This is a genomic window from Streptomyces sp. HUAS MG56, from assembly GCF_058673395.1.
The window spans coordinates 6,644,682-6,665,503 of record NZ_CM178722.1 but is presented as its reverse complement, the minus strand read 5'-3'; the positions used below and the strand labels follow the sequence as shown (position 1 = coordinate 6,665,503).

Below are 20,822 nucleotides of genomic sequence, written 5' to 3'. Positions count from 1 at the left end.
ACGGGCTCCCTCAGACCTCGTACGGCTGGACGACGATGAAGTTGCCGGGCGCGCCCCGGAACTGGAGGTTGACGCTCTCTCCCGTGTCGCCCGGGTAGGCGTTGCGGCGCAGGCGGACCTGGCTGGAGACGATCACCTGCGAGGCGGCCGACCAGGCGACGACGGCGTTGCAGTCGGCGAAGGTCGTCGGCGTGACGGGCAGCACGACGGGCGTGCCGTGCGTCTTGACGACGAGCGTCCCGGTGCCCTGGAACTGCATGGTGAACAGCGCGCCGCCGGGGATGCCGTGGCCCTCGATGCGGCGGACCTCGTAACTCAGGGTCTCGTCGAAGGCGAGGACGTTCTCGGCGGACACGCAGATCGCGTCGCCCTGGAGCTCGACGGGGTGCAGCTGGGTGGCGTTCTCGGCGAGGAACACCTGGCCCTGGCCGGTGCAGCGCATCAGCTGCATCTCCTGGCCGGTGGCATGGCCGACGATCCGCCCGGCGAATCCGGCGCCCTTGTAGCTGAAGTCGACCTTGCCCTGGTAGAGCACCATGCTGCCCTGCCGGGCCAGCACGGGCTGTCCGCCCATGCCGAGGTCGACGCGGACGAGCTTCTTGTTCTGGAGCGTCCAGCGCTGCCCGGTGGGCGTCTCCTTGAACGTCTGGAGCGCTGCCGAGACACCGGCACCGCCGTGCGGGGCGCCCTGCGGCACCCCGAAACCGGCGGGCTGCAGGCCGGGAACCTGTCCGTAGGGCTGCCGGCCGTAACCGGGGGGCACTTGGGCGGCAGGCGGGGCACCGTAGGGGGGCGGCTGCTGGCCGTATCCCGGGGGCATCGGCGCGCCGGGCTGACCGCCGTACGACGGCTGCTGCGGCGGCTGGCCGTAGGGCGCGGGGGCCGGGGCGGGCGGCGGGACCGTGCCGGCGGCGGGTGGGCTCAGGGGGGCGATGACCGTCGGCGCACCGTGCACGTTCGGCACGGGTGCGGGGCCCGGGGCCGGGGTGTGGCCGGGCTGCGGGGCGAAGCCCTGCGGGGGCGTGCTTCCGGCGGGCGGGGCGTACCCCTGCGGCGGGGTGCTTCCGGCCGGCGGGGCGAAGCCCTGGGCGGCGGGCTGCGGCGCGGGGGCCGGGGCGGGTGCGGGCGCCGGAGCGGGCGCCTGGGCAGGGGCGGGCGCGGGGGCGGCGAAGGCGGGCGGGGCGAAGCCGGGGGCAGCGCCGGTCTGCGGCTGCTGCTGGGGAGCGGCGGGCGCCTCGTCCTCCAGCACCTCGCCGCCGAAGTTCTTCAGCAGCGCCTCCAGTCCGCCGTCGAAACCCTGCCCGACGGCGGCGAACCGCCACACGTCCTTGAGGTAGACGTCACCGAGCATCACGGCCCGCTCGGTGGAGAACTCCGCGCCGTTGAACGAGTACCGCGCGACCTCCTCGCCGCCCGCCACGATGCGCAGGTAGCCGGGGGCGACCTGGGACATCTGCCCGGCACCGTCGATGGTCGCCGTGAAGGACAGCTTGCGGATGTGCGACGGGATCCGGTCCAGGGTGACCCGGAACGACTCCGTGTCGCCCGCCTGGGCCCCCAGCAACTGGAGGGATTCCTCCGGGGACTTCGGCTGGTTGAAGAAGATGAAGTACCGGTCGTCCGAGAGTCGCTCGTCGCCGTCCAGGCCGAAGCAGCTGATGTCGAAGTTCAGTCCGGGCGCGGAGATCCGCACGCCTACGTACAGGTCCGTGCCCGCAGTGAGATCACTGATCCTGGCCTTGTGGCCGCGTTGGAATTCCCTGGCCATGCGCTACGACCGTCCCCCATCCCGAATGTGAGTGCGTCGCGCCAGGCTAACGGCAAAGTCCGACAACGCACGCAGCCGGTACAGAGCCGGTACACAACCGCACCCGGGGGCGCACGAACGGCGTCGGGCTCACTCCCCGCGCGCGCCGGGGACGTGCGGCAGCCGTTCGGCGGCCACGACACCTTCGAGATAGCCGCGGGCCCGCTCGGTGCGCGGATAGGCTTCCAAGAGCCGCCAGAAGTCCGGCCCGTGACCGGGCACCAGCAGATGCGCCAGCTCGTGGCAGAGGACGTAGTCGATGACGTAGTCGGGCATCCCCTGGAGCCGGTGCGAGAGCCGGATGCTGCCCTCGGCCGGAGTGCACGAACCCCAGCGCGTGTTCTGGTTGGTGACCCAGCGCACGGAGGCGGGACGCGCGCGGCCGTCGAAGTACTGCGCCGACAGCCGCTCGGCGCGCTCGGCCAGCTCGGCGTCGCCGAGGACGCGTTTGCTCTCCTGGGCGGCGAGTTTGTCGAGCATGACGGTGACCCAGCGCTGCTCCTCCGCCTTCGACATCCGGGCGGGGATCAGCACGACGGTGCGATCGCCCTCGCGGTACGCGGAGACGGTCCGGCGGCGCCGGCTACTTCTGCGGACCTCGATCGCGCTCGCCCCCGAGCCGCTGGGCGGCTGGCTCGTCATGCTGCGCTGTGGCGTTCCGGCGCGGTGCAGTGGGTCGGCGGGCACGCCCCGACGTTACCCGGTGGGCCCGGGCAAAGTCCCGGCTCCGGGACGGTTCGATGCCGATCCCCCACCAAGCGTGGGATTCCTATGATTCCTACGACTGATCCGCACATCCGGTTTGCACGGCTCCACTCGACCGGTACACACAGCCTCGGTCGCCCCGTTTCACCCGCTATATGCGCCCCGCTTACCCGCTTCATCCCGTCGACTTATACGACAAATACCCCTGCCCTGTGGATAACTCCCGACGCCGGGCCGGCAGGCGCGGCATGCTGGCAGACGTCGGCGGGGCATGACCGGCTCCACCGGCGTCATGGGCCTTCCCGGGTTCCCCGGAAGGCCGGGGATGCTTCCACGGACGGGGGTCAGTCATGCATCCGGTGATGAAGCCCGCGCTGCGGCGCGGCTGGCGCGATCGCGACACCGTGCAGTTCGGGATGACCGCGGCGCACGCGCAGACGCTGGGGCCCATGGACCCGGCGACACGCGGCTTCCTCGATCTGCTCAACGGCGCCCGCGGGCTGCCCCTGCTGCGCGAGGAGGGCCGCCGCATACAGCTGCCGGCCGGCCGGGTCGACACCCTGCTGGAACGGCTCACGCACGCGGGCCTCGTCGACGACGCGCGCGGCGGCGGACCGGCCGCGGACGCCCTGCGCGAGCGTGACGACGTCCTGCAACGGCTGCGCCCCGACCTCACCTCGCTCTCTTTGACCACGGCCGAACCGGGCGGCGCGCTCGCCCGGCTCGCCGCCCGCCGCGCCCTCGGCGTACGGGTGGAGGGCGCGGGCCGGGTCGGCGCCCTGCTGGCGTCGGTGCTCTCCGGCGCCGGCGTCGGCGAGGTCGACGTGCGCGACACCGGCCGCGTGGAGCCCTGGGACGTGGCCCCGGGCGGGCTGCCCGCCGACTCGATCGGCGATCGCCGGCAAGCGGCCGCGCAAGCCGCAGTCCGCCGCGCGGCACCGGACCGCCCGCGCCGCCACGCCCACTCCCCCGGAACGGCCGCCCAGGACCCCGGACTCTCCCTCGTGATCCTCACCCCCCGGGACGACGTGGGCGTGCACGCACCCGACCCGGTCGCCGCCGAGCCGCTCATGGCCTGCGGAACCCCGCATCTGTACGCCGGTGTCGTGGAGGGCACGGGAATCGTCGGCCCGCTCGTCCTGCCCGGGGAGACCGGCTGCGCCCACTGCCTGCACTTCGAGCGCTCCGACCGGGATCCGGCCTGGCCCCGGCTGATCGCCCAGTGGCGCTCCGCACCGGCCCGCCGGATCGGGGCCTGCGATCTGACACTGGCCACGGCGGTCGCCGGACTGGCCGCGGCACACGCGCTGGCCTTCCTCGACGGACACCCGCCCGCCTCCGCCGGCGCCCGCTGGGAGGTGTCGCTGCCCGGCCTGCACTGGTCCGCGCGGCCCGTCCGCCCGCATCCGGCATGCGGCTGCGCCGCCGCGGAGAAGGGTACGGAGAAAACCAGGGGGGAGCACTCCTCAACCGAAGGGAAGCCGCGCGCGACAATGGCGGTGCAACGGCTGTCGACGGAGCGACGACGCGAAGCGGGCGCGGCGCGGCCGACTGGGACTTGGAGGGCGCATGTCTGATCTTCCCCGGAAGGCGGTCACCAGAACCGCCAAGCTCGCCGCGCTCCCGCTCGGCTTCGCCGGCCGGGCGACCTGGGGGCTGGGCAAACGGATCGTGGGCGAGTCCGCGGAGATCGTCGGCAGGGAGCTGCAACAGCGCACGGCGGAGCAGCTGTTCAAGGTGCTCGGCGAGCTGAAGGGCGGCGCGATGAAGTTCGGGCAGGCCCTGTCCGTCTTCGAGTCCGCGCTGCCGGAGGAGGTCGCCGGCCCCTACCGCGCGGCCCTGACCAAGCTCCAGGAGGCGGCCCCGCCGATGCCGACCCGCACGGTGCACGCCGTGCTGGAGGAGCGGCTGGGCCCGGACTGGCGGGAACTGTTCGAGGAGTTCGAGGACAAGCCGGCCGCCGCGGCCTCCATCGGTCAGGTGCACCGGGCGGTGTGGCACGACGGCCGCGAGGTGGCCGTCAAGGTCCAGTACCCCGGCGCCGGCGAGGCCCTGGTCTCCGACCTGGGCCAACTGAGCCGCTTCGCCCGCCTGTTGGGCCCTCTCATCCCCGGCATGGACATCAAACCGCTCATCGCGGAGCTGAAGGACCGTGTCTCCGAGGAACTGGACTACGCGTTGGAGGCCCAGGCCCAGGCCGTGCACGCGGAGGAGTTCGCCGACGACCCGGACGTGGTGGTCCCGGCGGTGGTGCACCAGTGCGAACAGGTCCTGGTCACGGAGTGGATCGACGGGATCCCCCTGTCGGAGATCATCACGGACGGCACCGAGCAGCAGCGCGACCGGGCCGGGCAGCTCCTGGCCCGCTTCCTGTTCTCGGGCCCGGCCCGCACCGGCCTGCTGCACGCGGACCCGCATCCGGGCAACTTCCGTCTGCTGCCCGGCGGCCCCAGCGGCGAGGACGACTGGCGCCTCGGCGTCCTCGACTTCGGCACGGTCGACCGGCTGCCCGGCGGCCTGCCCACACCGATCGGCGTCTCGCTCCGGCTGACCCTGGACGGCGACGCCGAGACGGTCTACGAACTCCTCTGCGAGGAAGGCTTCGTGAAGGAGTCCATAGAGCTGGACCCCGACGCCGTGCTCGACTACCTGCTGCCGATCATCGAACCCGCCCGCGTCGATTCCTTCACGTTCACCCGCACCTGGATGCGCAGCCAGGCCGCCCGCATCGCCGACCCCCGCTCCCCGGCCTACCAACTGGGCAAGCGCCTCAACCTGCCGCCGTCCTACCTGCTGATCCACCGGGTGACCCTGAGCACCATCGGCGTCCTGTGCCAGCTGGGCGCGACAGTACGGCTGCGCGAGGAACTGGAGGAATGGCTGCCGGGGTTCGTCGAGGAGGACGTGCCGGACGAGGACCTGCCCGAGGAGGAACCGGCGGCGGAGGCCTGATCCGGCATGCGCTGAAGACGGGGGACGGGGGAGAGGGGAGGGTGGGGGGAGGGGAGGGGAGGGGAGGGCCCCAAGGGAGAGGCTCACCACCAGGAGGAATCCAGCCGCCCCTCGATCGCTCTGAGGTTCTCCCGGGAGCAGGCGTCGCAGAAGTACCGGCGGGTACCGCTCTCCACGGAGCAGGTCCAGGTGGCCGGCGGGGGGCCGTCGGCCGGGGCGCCGCAGCGGGCGCACACGAGCACGCGGTACTCCGGAGTGGAGCCGCCCTGATCACCGTCTCCGGGAGGACTCTTCACCTGGTGACGATAACTCCGCACCGGCCGATCGTCGTGCACAACGCACCGCGGGGGCCGGTCCGTTCGGCCGGACCGGCCCCCGCGTGGAAGTCTTCGCCTCCCCGGGCCGGGGAGGCCACCGCTTCTCAGGTGTGATCGTTACTGCATGACGGCCATGGCGAGCGCACGGCGGGCGCGGAGCGAGGCACGCTCGGCCCGGCGCTGCATCCGCTGGGCGACCACCAGGCGCAGAGCCCGGCGCTCTCTCCCGGCGTCGTCGAGGCGCTCGTGCATATGCGCACGAGCCAGGGCTTCTTGCATGAGTTGCATCTCACGGTTCCTGTTCTGGCGCGCTTCGGTCGCGCCGGTGGTGGTGAAGTCTGTGGTCGCGGAGCCTGCGGGCTCGCTGGTGGACGGCTTCATCGGGGCCTGCTTCTTGGGGTCGTGCGTGAGGGGGCGATCGATCGTTCCTGCGGTGTTCATGCCGTGACCGGGTTCTTCCGCGGGCGACCACGCGGCCGCTTCCGGGCGACGACGACACCCTGGACGAACAGCTCGCCGCCCCAGACGCCCCAGGGCTCACGCCGCTCCTTGGCGCCGGCGAGGCAGGCCTCGATCAGCGGGCAGGTGCGGCACAGGGACTTGGCGTACTCGACGTCCGCCGGCGACTCGGCGAAGAAGACCTCCGGGTCGTAGGAGCGGCAGGGAACGGGTACGCCGAGGTTCTCGATGGCGTCGTCGAGCGCGGTGAGCGCGGTGAGGGGGATCAAGGTGGAGTCCTCCGTGAGGCCGGGCGGGGGGATCGTTTGCGAAGGCGGTACGGACGGGGCGTGCGCTTCGAGTTGCACGGTTGGTCTTCCTCGTCTGGTCGTTCCGGCCGGTTGACCGGGTGTCGGCTGGTACCGGGTTCTTTTCTGCCCGAGGCCCCTTCGGCTCCGTTCTCCCGCTTGAGGGAAAACAGAAGGGCCGCGGATCCCGGATGGGGTTCCGCGGCCCTGAAGGCGCCGGCCTGATCGGCGATCAGGCTGGATCACTCCAGGGTTTAGGCCCGCGGGAGGCCCACATCTGGTGGTGCTGCGTCGTCTGCTTCCGGAATCCGGCACCGGCTGCCGCAAAGGCATAGGCATGTGCCTTTGCCGCTACCGCTTCCAGTGCCTTGGTCGGTCGCTCATTGCGCTCGCGGGTGGAAAGACCCTTGAGAGCAAGGGAGGACGCCGGACGGGCGGCACGGATGCCGGACAGACCGGTGCCCTGGTTCGAGGCGCCGAGCATGCACGTGGAGACGGTCGAGCGATCGGTCAGTTTGGCCGTGCTGGTGGTGCTGGTGTTGATGCTGATCACTGGACTCGCCTCCTCTCGGCGTCTTGGGGACTGGGGTGAGCCAGTCCGTTCGGATATGCAAGTACATCACGGAGGCGGGCCTTCGAGAAGGCCGCGGCTTCCGTGCCTAGAACCTATGGGGATTGCCGGGGCATGCGCAAACTATTTTTTCGACGAGTTCGTATCAGTCGTCCCTGTCGCCTTCGTTGATGTCCTGACCTGCGCAGATGGCCAGAACTTCGTCCCCGTAGCTGCGTAGCTTGCGGCTGAGGACGCCGGGGATGCGGGAGAGTTCGGCGGAGTTCTCCGGCCGTGCCTCGGCGATGGCCACGAGGGTGCGGTCGGTGAAGACGCAGAAGTCCGGCTGTCCGCTGCGCTCGGCCTGGACCGTCCGCCACTCGCGGAGGCGTTCGTAGAGGCCCTCGTCCATGTCCGAGGGGCACTCCTCGCAGCGCATCAGCTTCATCTCGCCCGCGTCGGTGAGCGTCCGCCCGCAGACCCGGCAGCGCGCGGGGCTGCGCTGGGCGCGCCGGGGTACGGCGGGGATGTCGCGGCCGGTGCCGCGTTCGACGCCGGCGCCGGTTGCGGTGCCGGCGCGGCCGGCCGTGGGGGTGGTGCCGGGGCGCAGGCCGTCGAGGAAGCGGCTGGCTCTGCGGTTGGGGCGCCCGCCCGGCGAGCGGGACAGGGCCCAGGAGACGTGGAGCCGTTCCCGCGCGCGGGTGACGCCGACGTAGAGGAGCCGACGTTCCTCCTCGATCTGTTCGTCGGTCTTGGCGTAGGTGATGGGCAGCATGCCTTCGGCGACGCCGACCAGGAAGACGACGTCCCATTCCAGCCCCTTGGCGGCGTGCAGGGACGCGAGGGTGACGCCCTGGACGGTGGGGGCGTGCTGGGCGTTCGCCCGCTCGTCCAGTTCGGCCACGAAGTCGGCGAGGGTGGCTTTCGGGTTGCCCGCCGCGAGGTCGTGGGCGAGGTTGACGAGGGCGGCCAGGGACTCCCAGCGCTCTCTGACGGCGCCGGAGCCGGCCGGGGGCTCGCTGGTCCAGCCTTCGCCGGAGAGCACGGCACGCACCTGGGAGGGCAGGTCGACGGCGTCGTCCAGGAGGGAGTCGTTGCCGCCGAAGCGGGCCGCGCCGCGCAGGGCGATGCCGGCCTTGCGGATCTCGGGGCGGTCGAAGAAGCGCTCGGCGCCGCGCAGTTGGTAGGGCACGCCGGCGTCGGCGAGGGCCTGCTCGTAGGTCTCGGACTGGGCGTTCGTACGGAACAGGACGGCGATCTCGGCGGCCGGGACGCCGACGTCGATCAGCTCGCGGATGCGGTGGGCGGCGCCCTCGGCCTCGGCGGGCTCGTCGGTGTATTCGGTGTGGACGGGTTCGGGGCCGGGGGCGCGCTGGGAGACCAGTTCCAGCCGGTGGTCGGCGGCGCGGCCGTGGGCCTGGGCGAGCAGGCCGTTGGCGAGGCGGACGACCTGGGGCGAGGAGCGGTAGTCACGGACCAGCTTCACGACGGTGGCGCCCGGGTGCTTGGTCCGGAAGTCCAGGAGGTGGTCCGGGGTTGCTCCCGTGAACGAGTAGATGGTCTGGCTGGCGTCGCCGACCACGCACAGGTTGTCCCGGTCGCCGAGCCACAGCTCCAGCAGCCGCTGCTGGAGCGGGCTGACGTCCTGGTATTCGTCGACGACGAAGTGCTGGTACTGCGCGCGGACCTGTTCGGCGATGTCGTGCCGGTCCTGGAGGATGGCGACGGTCAGCAGCAGGACGTCTTCGAAGTCGATCACCGCGCGGTCGCGTTTGAGGTTCTCGTAGGCCGCGTAGAGGTGTGCGATCTCGGCGGGCGCGCGGGGGGCCTCGCGGCCGGCCTTCGCGGCCGCGTACGGGTAGTCGGCGGGGACGGTCTGGGTGACCTTGGACCATTCGATCTCGGCGGTCACGTCGCGCAGTTCGCCGCGGTCGAGCCGGGTGCCGCAGGCGGCGGCCGCGTCGGCGACGAGTTGGATCTTGCGGTCGACCAGCCGGGGCATGCCGCCACCGATCGCTTTCGGCCAGAAGTACTGGAGCTGGCGCAGCGCTGCGGAGTGGAAGGTGCGGGCCTGGACGCCGTGGGCGCCGAGCTGGCGCAGCCGGCCGCGCATCTCACCGGCGGCGCGGTTGGTGAAGGTGACGGCGAGCACGGTGGAGGGTTGCAGGATGCCGGCGCGCACCCCGTAGGCGATGCGGTGGGTGATCGCCCGGGTTTTGCCCGTGCCCGCTCCGGCCAGGACGCACACCGGGCCGCGCAGGGCGGTGGCCACCGCGCGCTGCTCGGGGTCGAGCCCTTCGAGCACCGCGTCGGCAGAGTCCGGTACCTGCGGGAAGAGGGGGGAGTGCGTTGCTGCTGTCACACCGCAATGCTGCCAGGTCGCCCGGGGCTGCCGTGGCGGTTGTCCACAGGCGGGCACCCTTTGTCGTACTAATGCGGCAGGCGCCACAGCGGCCTGTGGACAACCGGGTGAGATGGGGCATACCCCGGGCGGGAATGGCGGGCCTTTCCCGTACGTTCTCCAGCGGACGACGTTTTCCGAGCTGCCTGAGGAGCGCGAGAGACATGCAGGGCACTGTGACGATGTACAGCACGACTTGGTGTGGCTACTGCCAGCGGCTGAAGAAGCAGCTGGAGCGGGAGGGCATCGCCTACACCGAGATCAACATCGAGCAGGACCCGGAGTCCGCGGCGTTCGTGGAGAAGGCGAACGGCGGCAACCAGACGGTCCCGACCGTGCTCTTCGGCGACGGCAGCACGCTGACGAACCCGTCGCTGGCCCAGGTGAAGCAGAAGATCGGCGCGTGAGGTTCCGCGGGTTCTCCGCGGTGACCACGGCAGGGCGGCCTCTGAGAGTCAGGGGCCGCCCTGCCGCGTCTTGTCCCAGACCGCGATGTAGCGCCACAGCAGCCGGCGCCGGTAGCGGCAGCCGGGCAGCAGGCGGCGGGCGGCCGCGCGGACCTCGCTCCAGTGCATGGGCGGGTCTTCCATGGGCATCGCCGCCGGGCTGCGCTTGCCGCCGTGCACGCGCGCGTGGGCGAGGCTGGCAGGCAGTCCGCAGGCGCTGATCGCCCGGTCGAGCGGGGTCTCGTTGCGGGCCAGCCCGACGACGACGAGTCGGCCGCCGGGCGCGACCAGCCGGGTCAGGGCACCGATGGCGTCGTCGAACCGGGTGTGGTGCACGACCGCGACCGCGCTGACGAACGCGTAGGCGCCCTGGGGCAGCGCGGCGCTGTCCAGGTAGTCGGCCTGTACGAAGGTGACGTTCCCGGGCTGTCGGGCGCGGGCCTGCCGGATCATCTCCGGCGAGCGGTCCACGCCTGTCACCGTCCGGGCGCGGGTGGCGAGCTTGCGCGCCAGGAGGCCGTCTCCGCAGCCCACGTCCAGGGCCGTGCGGCAGCCGTCGGGGACGGCTGCCAGCACGGCCCGGTGGTAGTGGACGTTGTGGTTCCAGTACGGATCGCCGGCCACCGGGAGGCGGCCTCAGACGAAGCTGCGGGTCGGCAGTGGCTTGCCGTACCACATCTCGATGAGGCGGGCCGCGATGGAGATGCCGTAGGGCGGCATGACCTCGCCGGACTCGAAGGCGTCGTGCAGCTCCTCGCGGGAGAACCAGCGGGCCTCGTGGATCTCGTCCCCGTCGACGTCGATGTCGATGGACGTGGCGTGGGCCATGAAGCCGAGCATCAGGCTGGAGGGGAAGGGCCAGGGCTGGCTGGCCACGTACTCCACGGAGCCGATGGTGACGCCGACTTCCTCGGACACCTCGCGGCGCACCGCCTGCTCGATGGACTCGCCGGGCTCGACGAAGCCGGCGAGTGTGGAGAATCGGCCCTCGGGCCAGTGGACCTGGCGGCCGAGCAGGATGCGGTCGTCCGCGTCGGTCACGGCCATGATCACGGCCGGGTCGGTGCGCGGGTAGTGCTCGGCGCCGCAGGCCTGGCAGCGGCGGATGTGGCCGGCGGCGGCGATCACCGTGCGCTCGCCGCAGCGGGAGCAGAAGCGGTGGGTGCGCTGCCAGTTCTCCAGGCCGACGGCGTGCACCATGAGTCCGGCGTCGCGCGGCGACAGGAGCAGGCCGGCCTCGCGCAGGCCGGCGGGGCGTGCCGACTGGTCGATGCGGCCGGGCAGGGCGTCCTTCTGGAGTGCGAAGTAGCTGACGCCGTCCTCGTCGATGCCGAGGAAGTAGCGGTGGGCCTCGGTGAGCGGGGCCTCGAAGGACGGTGTCATGACGAGTTCGGTCCGGCCGTCCGGGGTCTCGTCGATGAGCACCTGGCCGCCGGAGACCACGAAGCAACGGGTCGTGGGGTGGCTCCACGCCGCCGCGAGCCAGGCTTCGTCGAGCCGGTGGTGGGCGGCGCGGTCGATGCCGCTCGGGGCGGTCAGCGAGATGGGTCGGTCGGCTGTGTCGTCGGTCCAGGTGGTCACGGGTGCTTCCAACTCCCCCAGTACAGCGGTTCGTTCGGCGGGCGGTTCGGCGGGACGTACGGTGCGGTCAGGGCGTGGGTCGCCAGTTCTCGGCCAGGTCACCCCACAGGTAGGCGCTGGTCTCGACGCCCTTGAGGAGGAGGTCGAGCTCGACCTTCTCGTCGGGGGCGTGCCAGCCGTCGGAGGGGACGGAGATGCCCAGGAAGAGCACGGGGGCGCCGAGGACTTCCTGGAGGTCGGCGGCGGGCCCGGAGCCGCCCTCGCGCGTGAAGCGGACCGGTGTCTCGAAGGCGCGGCTCATGGCGCGCACCACGGATTGCAGGGCGGGGTGGTCGAGCGGGGTCAGGCACGGGCGCGTGGCCGAGCCGAAGTCGATCTCCCAGCGGATTCCGGCGGGCACCTGCTCGGCTGCCCAGGAGTGCACGGCCTTCTCGATGTGCTCGGGCTCCTGGCCCGCGACCATCCGGAACGACAGCTTCACCATGGCCGCGGACGGGATGATCGTCTTGCTGCCCGGGCCCTGGTAGCCACCGCCGATGCCGTTGACCTCGGCCGTCGGGCGGGCCCAGATCCGCTCCAGGGTGGTGTGCCCGGCCTCGCCGTGGGTGGCGCGGGACCTGGCGGTGTGCAGCCAGCGCTCCTCGTCGAAGGGCAGCAGGGCGAACAGCTCGCGCTCGCGGTCGGTCAGCTCGACGACGCCGTCGTAGAAGCCGGGGATCGCCACGCGTGCGTGCTCGTCGTGCAGCGCGGCGACCAGGCGCGCGAGCGCGGTCGCCGGGTTGGGTACGGCGCCGCCGAAGGAGCCGGAGTGGATGTCCTGGTCGGGGCCGTACAGGCGGATCTCGCACTCGGCGAGGCCGCGCATGCCCGTGCACACGGTCGGGGTGTCCTCGGACCACATGCCGGTGTCGGAGACGATCACGGCGTCGGCGGTGAGCCGCCCGGCGCGCTGTTCCACCAGGGCTCGGAAGTGCGGGGAGCCGGACTCCTCCTCGCCCTCGATGAGCAGCTTCAGGTTGACCGCGGGGGCGGTGCGGCCGGTGGCGGCGAGGTGGGCGCGGACGCCGAGTGTGTGGAAGAACACCTGGCCCTTGTCGTCGGCGGCACCGCGCGCGTAGAGCCGGTTTCCGCGGACGACCGGTTCGAAGGGGTCGCTGTCCCAGCCGTCCTCGCGGGCGGCGGGCTGCACGTCGTGGTGGCCGTAGACGAGCACGGTGGGGGCCTCGGGGTCGCCCGAGGGCCACTCGGCGAAGACGGCCGGGGCGCCGGGGGTCGGCCAGACCTCGACGGTCGGGAAGCCGGTCTCCCCGAGTTTCGCGGCGAGCCAGTCGGCGCTGCGCCGTACATCGGGCGCGTGGTGGGGCTGGGCCGACACGGAGGGGATGCGCAGCCATGCGGCGAGGTCGTCGAGGAAGGCGGCGCGGTGTTGCTCGATGTACGTGCGGACGGCGCTGTCCGGGGTCTGGCTCATGCTCACGAGCCTATCGGCCCGCACCGACATCCTCGGCGGGCGGTTCGTCACACTCGATCCGGCTCCCGGTCCGCCTCCCCCGCGGCCGTGCGGCCTGCTTCCTGGTCGCCCGTGAGCAGCCGCTCCAGCGCGGCCCGGTCCGGCAGGCCCGCGGGGCGTACGACCTCGCCGCTGCGCACGTACAGGAAGGCGGCCGTGACCGACTCGGGCGGCACGCCCTGCTGCTCGGCCCAGGCCAGCCGGTACACGGCGAGCTGGAGCGGGTCCGCCGCGCGGGTGCGGCTGGTCTTCCAGTCGACGATCTCGTACGTCGCCTCGTCGCCGTCGCCGTTCTTGTAGACGGCGTCGATCCGGCCGCGTACGACGCGGCCGGCCAGGGTGAACTGGAAGGGGGCCTCGACGCGGTACGGGGTGCGCCGGGCGTAGGCGCTGCGTTCGAAGGCCTCCTTCAGGGCCTGGAGGTCCTGTTCGTCGGCGATCTCGGCGTCGCTGCCGGGCAGCTCGTCCGGTTCGAGCAGGGGCAGTGTCAGCTCTTCGAAGCGGGCCTCCACCCAGGCGTGGAACCTGGTGCCCCGGCGCGCGGCCGGTTGCGGGGGGCGCGGCATGGGGCGCGCGAGCTCCTGCGCGAGCCCGTCGGGGTCCTCGGCCAGGAGCATCAGCTGGGACGCGGTCAGTGTGACGGGCAGGGGGACGTCCGTGACGGTCCTGCGGGCGCGCAGCAGCTCGCCGGTGAGCGCGTCCAGGTCACGGTCCCAGGAGGCGACGGCGCGGGCCTCCTCCGGGGTGAGGCGCGGGTGCGGCTCGGCGGGGCGGGGGTGGTGCGGCGGGGCGGGTGCCTGGTGGGGGACGGCGGGCCGGGCGGTGTCCCGGGTGCCCGGGCCGGCGGGGTCGTCCGTGCCCTCCAGGGGTGCGGAATCCGGTGGGACGTCCGTGTCGTACGGCGGCTCCTCGTCGCCGAAGGGGTCCGCGTCGTAGTCGCCGAAGGGGGTCTCGTCGTAGTCGTGGGGGAGGTCCGCCTCGTGCTCGTCGTACGGCTCGTCCGCGTAGGGGTCCCCGTCCGGGGGCGTGGGCCACTGCGGGTCGTCGAAGGCGGCGGGGTCGTGGGCGGCCGACGGGCGGCCGGTGTCCCGGACGGTGAGGGCGTCCAGGTGGGCGAGGACGGTCTCGGCGGCCGCGCGGCGGCGGGTCAGGGCGGCGTCGTCCAGCGGGAGCGGCCACGCCTGGTCGGCACTCGCCGCGTGCAGGGCCGGGTTCTGCTCGTCCTCGGCGGGCTCGTCCGCCCACTGCTCGATCTCGCCGTGTCCGGCGGCGCAGTGGTCGTACAGGGCCTGGAGGAAGCCGGACGGGCCGCGCGGCTTCTTCTGGCTGGGGCCCCACCAGTGGCCGGAGCCGAGCAGGAGGGAGCGGGGGCGGGTGAAGGTGACGTAGCCGAGGCGGAGCTCCTCGGTGTGCTGGTGGTCCTTCATGGCCTCGTGGAAGGCCTTCATGCCGCGCGAGTCCCAGCTGTCCGCGTCGGGCAGGGTGTCGGCGTCGCCGCGCAGGGCGTGCGGCACCACCTTGGCCTGCGCCGTCCACTTCTCGCGGCCCTGGGCGCTCGGGAACGTGCCCTCGACCAGTCCCGGGACGGCCACGACGTCCCACTCCAGGCCCTTGGACTTGTGGGCGGTGAGCACCTTGACGGTGTTCTCGCCGCCGGGCAGGGCGTTGTCGAGGCCTTTCTCGTACTGCGCGGCGGTGCGCAGGAAGCCGAGGAAGGCGAGCAGGGTCGCCTCGCCGTCGCTGGCCGCGAAGGAGGCGGCGATGTCGAGGAAGTTGGACAGGGTCTCGCGGCGGCGGGCGGCCAGGGCGTGCGGTGACGCCGACAGCTCCACCTCCAGGCCGGTGACGGCAAGGACGCGGTGCAGGACGTCCATCAGCGGGTCGGACAGGGAGCGGCGCAGGTCGCGCAGCTCGGCCGCGAGGCGGGCGAAGCGCACGCGCGCGTCCGCGGAGAACGGCAGCGCGTCGTCGGGGCCGTCGTCGAAGGCGCCCTCCGCCGGCGTCTCCAGGAAGGTGTCGAGGGCGTCGGCGAGCGATATCACCTCGGACGGGTCGACCCCCTCGACGGCCGCGGCGAGCCGGCGGTCCGGGTCGTCGGTGTCGCCGACGCGCGCGTGGGCGACCAGCAGCCGGGCGCGTCGGCCCAGCAGGGCGAGGTCGCGGGGGCCGATGCGCCAGCGCGGGCCGGTCAGCAGGCGCACCAGGGAGGCGTTGGCGCCGGGGTCCTGGAGCACCTCGCAGACGGCGACGAGGTCGGCGACCTCGGGCAGGTGCAGCAGTCCGGACAGGCCGACGACCTCGACGGGGATGCCGCGGGCCACGAGCGCGCCCTGGATCTCGGCGAAGTCGGTCGCCGTACGGCACAGGACGGCGATCTCGCCGGGAGCGGTGTCCGTGCGCACGAGGTGGGCGATCGAGTCGGCGAGCCAGTCGATCTCCTCGGCATGGGTGCGCAGCAGGGCGCAGCGGACCGTGCCGTCGCGCTCCGCGCCGGGGGCGGGGCGCAGGGCCTCCACACCCGCGTGCATGGCGCGCAGGGGCTCGGCGAGGCCGTTGGCGAGGTCGAGGAGGCGGCCGCCGCTGCGGCGGTTCTCGCTGAGCGCCTGCCGGGTCGCGGGGCGGCCGTCGGCCCGGGCGAAGTGCGCGGGGAAGTCGTCGAGGTTGGCGACGGAGGCGCCGCGCCAGCCGTAGATGGCCTGGCAGGGGTCGCCGACCGCGGTGACCGGGTGACCGGTGCCGCCGCCGAACAGGCCCGCCAGCAGGACGCGCTGGGCCACGGAGGTGTCCTGGTACTCGTCCAGGAGCACCACGCGGAACTCCTCGCGCAGGAGGCGGCCCACCTCGGGCACGCGCGCGAGGCGGGCCGACAGGGCGATCTGGTCGCCGAAGTCGAGCAGGTCGCGTGCGCGTTTGGCGGCCCGGTAGCGCTGCACGAGGTCGGCGAGTTCCCGGCGGGCGGCGGCGGTCTCGGGGACCTTGCGCAGGTCGGCGTTGGTGAGCTTGGCGCTGCGCAGGGTGTGGAGCAGGCCGGCGTCCCAGGCGCGCAGTTCCTCGGGGTCGACGAGGTGTTCGGCGAGTTCGGAGTCGAGGGCGAGCAGGTCGCTGACGAGGTCGGCGAAGGAGCGGGTCAGAGCGGGGTAGGGGCCGGGGGCCTCGCGCAGCACGCGCGCGGCGAGCTGGTAGCGGGTGGCGTCGGCGAGCAGCCGGGAGGCGGGCTCCAGGCCGATGCGCAGGCCGTGGTCGGTCAGCAGCCGGCCGGCGAAGGCGTGGTACGTCGAGATCACCGGCTCGCCCGGCGGGTTGTCCGGATCGATGACGTCGGGGTCGGTGACGCCGGCCCTGACCAGTGCCTTGCGGACGCGTTCGGCCAGCTCGCCGGCGGCCTTGTTGGTGAAGGTCAGGCCGAGGACCTGTTCGGGGGCGACCTGTCCGGTGCCGACCAGCCAGACCACGCGCGCGGCCATCACGGTGGTCTTGCCCGACCCGGCTCCGGCCACGATCACCTGCGGGGCGGGCGGCGCGGTGATGCAGGCCGTCTGCTCCGGGGTGAACGGGATGCCGAGGAGCTCCTTGAGCTGTTCGGGATCGGTGATAGGGGCGGGCATGTCGGAAAAGGCTAGCGGCGCGCACTGACAGTCGAGCGCGGATCAGCCCTGCGGGGCGAAAGAGACGCAGGTCAGCGCAGGTGGTGCCGTCCGTCACTCCCGCCCCGGCCAGGCTCACTCGACCACGTGACGCCCCTCGGGCCGGGCGCTGCACGAGGCGCGGAACGCGCAGTGCGTGCAGTGCTGGCCGGTGCTCGGCGCGAACCGCTCGTCGAGGACCTTTCCGGCGGCGGTGGCCAGCAGCTCGCCGACCCACTCCCCCGACAGCGGCTCCTGGCTCTGCGTCCTCGGCAGGCTGTCGCCGCCGTCGCGCTTGGCGGCGCCCTGCCTCAGGTGCACCAGTTCGGCGCCGCCCGGTTCGGGACGTACGCCGTCGAAGGCCTCGTCGGCGGCGCCTTCGCGCACGGCGAGCTGGTAGACGGCGAGCTGGGGGTGGCGGGCCACCTCGGCGGCGCTGGGCGCCTGTTTGCCGGTCTTGAAGTCCACCACGTACGCGCGTCCCTCGCCGTCCGCCTCCACGCGGTCCATCTGGCCGCGGATGCGGACCTCGTAGTCGCCCGCTCGGAGGGTGACGTCGAAGTCCTGCTCGCTCGCCACGGGGGTGCGGCCGGTGCGGTCCAGGACGTGCCAGTTCAGGAAGCGTTCGAGCGCCACGCGCGCGTTGTCCTTCTCCTGCCTCGACTTCCACGGCGCGTCGAAGGCGAGCGCGTTCCACACCGAGTCCAGGCGCTCCATGAGGACGTCGAGGTCGGCCGGGGTACGGCCGGAGGCGACCTCGTCGGCGAGGACGTGGACGACGTTCCCGAAGCCCTGGGCGGTGGTGGCGGGCGTGTCGGCCTTCACCTCGCGCCCCAGGAACCACTGGAGCGCGCAGGTGTTGGCGAGCTGGTCGAGGGCGCTGCCGGAGAGCACGACCGGCTGGTCGCGGTGGCGCAGCGGCACCTTGCTCTCCGTCGGGTCGTACATGCCCCACCAGCGGTAGGGGTGCGCGGAGGGCACCAGAGGGCGGCCGTCCTCGTCGGCGAGGGCGGCGAGGCGGGCCAGGCGGTGGGCGGCGGCCTCCCGCAGCGGGGCGGACGCGCGCGGGTCGACGGTGGTGGCGCGCAGTTCGGCGACGAGCGCGGCGACGGACAGCGGGCGACGCGGCCGGCCGGTGACGTCCCGGGGCTCGACGCCGAGTTCGGCCAGGAACCGGGACGGCTGGTCGCCGTCGTCGGCCGGTGTCTTCACGGCGGTCACGACCAGACGCTCACGCGCACGCGTGGCGGCGACGTAGAACAGCCGGCGCTCCTCGGCGAGCAGGGCGCCCGGCGTCAGCGGTTCGGCGAGTCCGTCGCGGCCGATGCGGTCGGCCTCCAGGAGGGAGCCGCGGCGGCGCAGGTCGGGCCACAGGCCCTCCTGGACACCGGCGACGACGACCAGGCGCCACTCCAGGCCCTTGGCGCGGTGAGCGGTCATCAGGCGGACGGCGTCGGGGCGCACGGCGCGGCGCGCGAGCGTGTCGGCGGCGATGTCCTCGGCCTCGATCTCCTCCAGGAAGTTCAGCGTGCCACGCCCCCCGGTGCGCTCCTCCGCGCGCGCGGCGGTGGCGAACAGCGCGCACACGGCGTCCAGGTCGCGGTCGGCGTTGCGGCCGGCCGCTCCGCCGCGCCGGGCGGCCCGTTCCAGGCGGGCGGGCCAGGGCGTGCCCGCCCACAGGTCCCACAGCGCCTCCTCGGCCGTACCGCCGCCCGCGAGGCGCTCGCGGGCCTTGCGCAGCAGCGCGCCGAGGCGCTGCGCCCCGCGCGCGTACGCCGGGTCGTGCACGGCCAGGCGCTCGGGCTCGGCGAGCGCCCGCGCGAGAAGCTCGTCGGAAGGCGGCGGGAGCGCGTTGCCGGCCGCGCGCTCCTCCTCGCGCAGCGCGCGCCCGAGCCGGCGCAGATCGGCCGCGTCCATGCCGGCGAGGGGGGAGGTGAGCAGGGTGAGAGCGGTTTCGGTGTCGAGCCAGGAGGTGTCCGCGGTCGGCGCACCCATGTCCTCGCCGCCTTCGACGCCTTCGGTGGCGGCGTCTGAGGCGGCTTCTTCGGTGACTTCCTCGGTGGCCTCGCGGTGGCCGGCCTCCGCCGCGGCCACAGCGCGCAGTGCCGTCAGCAGGGGTGCCACCGCCGGCTCGTGCCGCAGGGGCAGATCGTCGCCGTCGATGTCCAGCGGTACGCCGGCCGCGGTCAGGGCGCGGCGGAGCGTCGGGAGGCGGGATCCGGCCCGGACGAGGACGGCCATGTCGCTCCAGCGGACGCCGTCCTCCAGGTGCGCGCGGCGCAGGACGTCCGCGATGTTGTCCATTTCCGTACCGGCCGTGGGGTACGTGTAGACCTCGACGCGGCCCCCGTCCCGTACGGCGGCCGGTTCGCGGTGGGCGCGCACCTTGTCGGCGGCCAGCCGGGTCAGCGGCATGCGCTGGGTGATCAGACGGGTGGCGGCCAGCAGGGTGGCGCCGAAGCGGCGGGAGGTGCGCAGCACCTCGACGGGGGCGGGGCGGCCGTCCACGCGCGCGAAGGCCGCCGGGAAGTCGAGGATGCCGTTCACGTCGGCACCCCGGAAGGCGTAGATCGACTGGTCGGGGTCGCCGAAGGCGACCAGGGTGCGTCCGCCGCCGGCCAGGGCGTGCAGGAGCCGTACCTGGGCGGGGTCGGTGTCCTGGTACTCGTCCACGTACACGGCGTCGTACCGGGCGGCGAGCCGCGTGGCGTTCTCGGGGCGCCCGGCGAGCAGGACCGCGCGGTGGACCAGTTCCGCGTAGTCGATCACGCCCTGCATGTCGAGCACGTCCAGGTACTCGGCGAGGAACGCGGCCGCCGCGCGCCAGTCGGGGCGGCCGATACGGCGGGCGAAGGCGTCCAGGGCGTCGGGGCCGAGGCCCAGCTCACGGCTGCGGGCGAGGACGGCGCGGACCTCGTCGGCGAAGCCGCGCGTGGTCAGGCAGGCGCGCAGTTCGTCGGGCCAGCGCACGTGCGTGAGCCCGAGCCGCTCCAGATCGGGCTGTCCGGCGAGCAGCTCCCGCACGGCGACGTCCTGCTCGGGGCCGGAGAGCAGGCGCAGCGGCTCGGCGAACAGCTCGCCGTCCTGGTGGCCGCGCACCAGGGCGTAGCAGTACGAGTGGAACGTGGTGGCCCGGGGCGCGCGGGCGGCGCCCATGCGCAGGGCCATGCGGTCGCGCAGCTCGACGGCGGCCTTGCGGCTGAACGTCAGCACCAGGATGCGTTCCGGGTCCGCGCCGCGGGCGATCCGCGCGGCGACGGACTCGACCAGGGTGGTGGTCTTGCCGGTGCCCGGGCCGGCGAGGACGAGCAGCGGTCCGCAGCGGTGGTCAACCACGGCACGCTGGGCCGCGTCCAGACGAGGGGGATCCGCAGCGGCGGGAGGGGTACGGACCAACCGGTAAGCGCCACGGCTCCCCTGCCGCACCTGGGGGTGCGGCAGGCGTCCGGTGGAGGAAGAGGAGCTCACGTGGCTGGCCGGTCCTGGTGGTCGTGCTGATGGGCGGGCGGTCACGCGCGCGAGGCGGCGACCACGGTGTGCGGGGGACGGGTGCAGCCGACGCTACGCCGCCACGCCGGACGGAAGCAGGGCTTCCGCTTCATCCCTCGCGGCGCTCGCGCCACGCGCGTCCCACACCTCACGAACGTACGTCATGCCACGGACGTCCCCCCTGTCCCCCGTACGGGCCACAGGCTCTCCCCTGGGGCGTCCGATGGCGGAAGCTGTCAGGTGTGACCCTCAGCGTCCGCCCCGCCGTCCCACCGGGCCCGCCGCATGTCGAGCCGCGGCAGATGCCCCTCGGTGCTTCTGCCCGCCTCTCTCAGCGGCGTGCCCTCCGCGCGGTAGTGGCCGAGGGCACGCAGCTCGTGTCCCGGCAGCAGCACGCCGTCGGCACGGACGACGCGCCACCACGGCACCGCGCCTCCGTAGAGGGACATCACCCGGCCGACCTGGCGTGGTCCTCCCTCCTCGAGCCACTCGGCGACATCGCCGTACGTCATCACGCGGCCCGGCGGGATCCGCTCGGCGACCTCAAGGACCCGCTCGGCGTACTCCGGCAGTGCGTCCGCGTACCCCTCGCGGGTGTCCTCGGCAGGGCTCTGCTCGCTCATTCGCCCCATCCTGCCGCACTGCACCGACAGCGCGGCGCGGACGGCGGGAACGGCCCTCTCGCCCCTGGACGG

The 20,822-nt window shown here is 73.3% G+C and carries 16 protein-coding genes; 3 read left to right on the top strand and 13 right to left on the bottom strand.

Annotation, left to right across the window (positions count from 1 at the left end; translation table 11 throughout):
• Nucleotides 1–10 precede the first annotated feature (10 nt).
• Nucleotides 11–1,768: a TerD family protein gene (locus AC4OXY_RS31525; protein ID WP_491991464.1), complete on the bottom strand. Its 1,758-nt coding sequence runs from the start codon at nucleotides 1,766–1,768 to the stop codon at nucleotides 11–13.
• Nucleotides 1,769–1,897: 129 nt separating this feature from the next.
• On the bottom strand, nucleotides 1,898–2,494 hold the full coding sequence (locus tag AC4OXY_RS31520) for a M48 metallopeptidase family protein (RefSeq protein ID WP_356029002.1): 597 nt from the start codon (nucleotides 2,492–2,494) through the stop codon (nucleotides 1,898–1,900).
• 368 nt (nucleotides 2,495–2,862) lie between these two features.
• Between AC4OXY_RS31520 and AC4OXY_RS31515 the strand changes: the two genes are divergently transcribed.
• Both AC4OXY_RS31515 and AC4OXY_RS31510 read left to right on the top strand, forming a co-directional pair.
• Nucleotides 2,863–4,089 carry a TOMM precursor leader peptide-binding protein gene (locus tag AC4OXY_RS31515; RefSeq protein ID WP_491991463.1) on the top strand — a complete coding sequence of 409 codons (1,227 nt, stop codon included), beginning with the start codon at nucleotides 2,863–2,865 and terminating at the stop codon, nucleotides 4,087–4,089.
• A complete protein-coding gene (locus tag AC4OXY_RS31510) occupies nucleotides 4,082–5,464 on the top strand; it encodes an ABC1 kinase family protein (protein WP_362818554.1) in 1,383 nt (460 codons plus the stop codon). Before AC4OXY_RS31515 ends, AC4OXY_RS31510 begins: the two co-directional genes overlap by 8 nt.
• Nucleotides 5,465–5,547: 83 nt before the next feature.
• Here the strand turns inward: AC4OXY_RS31510 and AC4OXY_RS31505 are convergent, their stop codons facing one another.
• The 5 genes from AC4OXY_RS31505 to AC4OXY_RS31485 all read right to left on the bottom strand — a co-directional run bounded on the left by AC4OXY_RS31505 (nucleotide 5,548) and on the right by AC4OXY_RS31485 (nucleotide 9,439).
• Complete coding sequence (locus tag AC4OXY_RS31505) at nucleotides 5,548–5,760, bottom strand: hypothetical protein (protein ID WP_376288846.1); 213 nt, start codon at nucleotides 5,758–5,760, stop codon at nucleotides 5,548–5,550.
• A gap of 138 nt (nucleotides 5,761–5,898) precedes the next feature.
• Nucleotides 5,899–6,222: a putative WhiB-interacting protein gene (locus AC4OXY_RS31500; RefSeq protein ID WP_071376555.1), complete on the bottom strand. Its 324-nt coding sequence runs from the start codon at nucleotides 6,220–6,222 to the stop codon at nucleotides 5,899–5,901.
• Complete coding sequence (locus tag AC4OXY_RS31495) at nucleotides 6,219–6,587, bottom strand: WhiB family transcriptional regulator (protein WP_053664703.1); 369 nt, start codon at nucleotides 6,585–6,587, stop codon at nucleotides 6,219–6,221. Before AC4OXY_RS31495 ends, AC4OXY_RS31500 begins: the two co-directional genes overlap by 4 nt.
• Nucleotides 6,588–6,759: 172 nt before the next feature.
• Entirely contained in the window at nucleotides 6,760–7,080 is a 321-nt protein-coding gene (locus AC4OXY_RS31490) for a hypothetical protein (RefSeq protein WP_356029011.1), read from the bottom strand.
• A 163-nt stretch (nucleotides 7,081–7,243) separates the two neighbouring features.
• Nucleotides 7,244–9,439 (bottom strand): ATP-dependent DNA helicase UvrD2, encoded by a 2,196-nt coding sequence (locus tag AC4OXY_RS31485; protein WP_376288845.1) that lies wholly within the window; start codon nucleotides 9,437–9,439, stop codon nucleotides 7,244–7,246.
• 203 nt (nucleotides 9,440–9,642) lie between these two features.
• Here AC4OXY_RS31485 and AC4OXY_RS31480 point away from each other — a divergent pair, with 203 nt between their 5' ends.
• On the top strand, nucleotides 9,643–9,885 hold the full coding sequence (locus AC4OXY_RS31480; protein ID WP_071376557.1) for a mycoredoxin: 243 nt from the start codon (nucleotides 9,643–9,645) through the stop codon (nucleotides 9,883–9,885).
• Between the two features lie 48 nt (nucleotides 9,886–9,933).
• Here AC4OXY_RS31480 and AC4OXY_RS31475 read toward each other — a convergent pair whose 3' ends face one another.
• The 6 genes from AC4OXY_RS31475 to AC4OXY_RS31450 all read right to left on the bottom strand — a co-directional run bounded on the left by AC4OXY_RS31475 (nucleotide 9,934) and on the right by AC4OXY_RS31450 (nucleotide 20,750).
• Nucleotides 9,934–10,548 carry a class I SAM-dependent methyltransferase gene (locus AC4OXY_RS31475; protein WP_356029015.1) on the bottom strand — a complete coding sequence of 205 codons (615 nt, stop codon included), beginning with the start codon at nucleotides 10,546–10,548 and terminating at the stop codon, nucleotides 9,934–9,936.
• 12 nt (nucleotides 10,549–10,560) lie between these two features.
• Nucleotides 10,561–11,505, bottom strand: coding sequence for an NAD(+) diphosphatase (gene nudC / locus AC4OXY_RS31470; protein WP_356029017.1), 945 nt, complete (start codon nucleotides 11,503–11,505; stop codon nucleotides 10,561–10,563).
• Between the two features lie 67 nt (nucleotides 11,506–11,572).
• Nucleotides 11,573–12,976, bottom strand: a complete 1,404-nt coding sequence (locus tag AC4OXY_RS31465; protein ID WP_376288844.1) for a dipeptidase — start codon at nucleotides 12,974–12,976, stop codon at nucleotides 11,573–11,575.
• Nucleotides 12,977–13,023: 47 nt separating this feature from the next.
• Entirely contained in the window at nucleotides 13,024–16,620 is a 3,597-nt protein-coding gene (locus AC4OXY_RS31460) for an ATP-dependent helicase (protein WP_491991462.1), read from the bottom strand.
• A 114-nt stretch (nucleotides 16,621–16,734) separates the two neighbouring features.
• Nucleotides 16,735–20,106, bottom strand: coding sequence for an ATP-dependent helicase (locus AC4OXY_RS31455; protein WP_491991461.1), 3,372 nt, complete (start codon nucleotides 20,104–20,106; stop codon nucleotides 16,735–16,737).
• A 257-nt stretch (nucleotides 20,107–20,363) separates the two neighbouring features.
• Complete coding sequence (locus AC4OXY_RS31450; protein WP_356029025.1) at nucleotides 20,364–20,750, bottom strand: MGMT family protein; 387 nt, start codon at nucleotides 20,748–20,750, stop codon at nucleotides 20,364–20,366.
• Nucleotides 20,751–20,822: the final 72 nt, after the last annotated feature.

Coding starts and splice junctions, on each gene's coding strand:
- AC4OXY_RS31525 (WP_491991464.1), bottom strand. CDS start 1,768: ATGGCCAGGGAATTCCAACGCGGCCACAAGGCCAGGATCAGTGATCTC.
- AC4OXY_RS31515 (WP_491991463.1), top strand. CDS start 2,863: ATGCATCCGGTGATGAAGCCCGCGCTGCGGCGCGGCTGGCGCGATCGC.
- AC4OXY_RS31510 (WP_362818554.1), top strand. CDS start 4,082: ATGTCTGATCTTCCCCGGAAGGCGGTCACCAGAACCGCCAAGCTCGCC.
- AC4OXY_RS31500 (WP_071376555.1), bottom strand. CDS start 6,222: ATGAACACCGCAGGAACGATCGATCGCCCCCTCACGCACGACCCCAAG.
- AC4OXY_RS31480 (WP_071376557.1), top strand. CDS start 9,643: ATGCAGGGCACTGTGACGATGTACAGCACGACTTGGTGTGGCTACTGC.
- AC4OXY_RS31465 (WP_376288844.1), bottom strand. CDS start 12,976: ATGAGCCAGACCCCGGACAGCGCCGTCCGCACGTACATCGAGCAACAC.
- AC4OXY_RS31460 (WP_491991462.1), bottom strand. CDS start 16,620: ATGCCCGCCCCTATCACCGATCCCGAACAGCTCAAGGAGCTCCTCGGC.
- AC4OXY_RS31450 (WP_356029025.1), bottom strand. CDS start 20,750: ATGAGCGAGCAGAGCCCTGCCGAGGACACCCGCGAGGGGTACGCGGAC.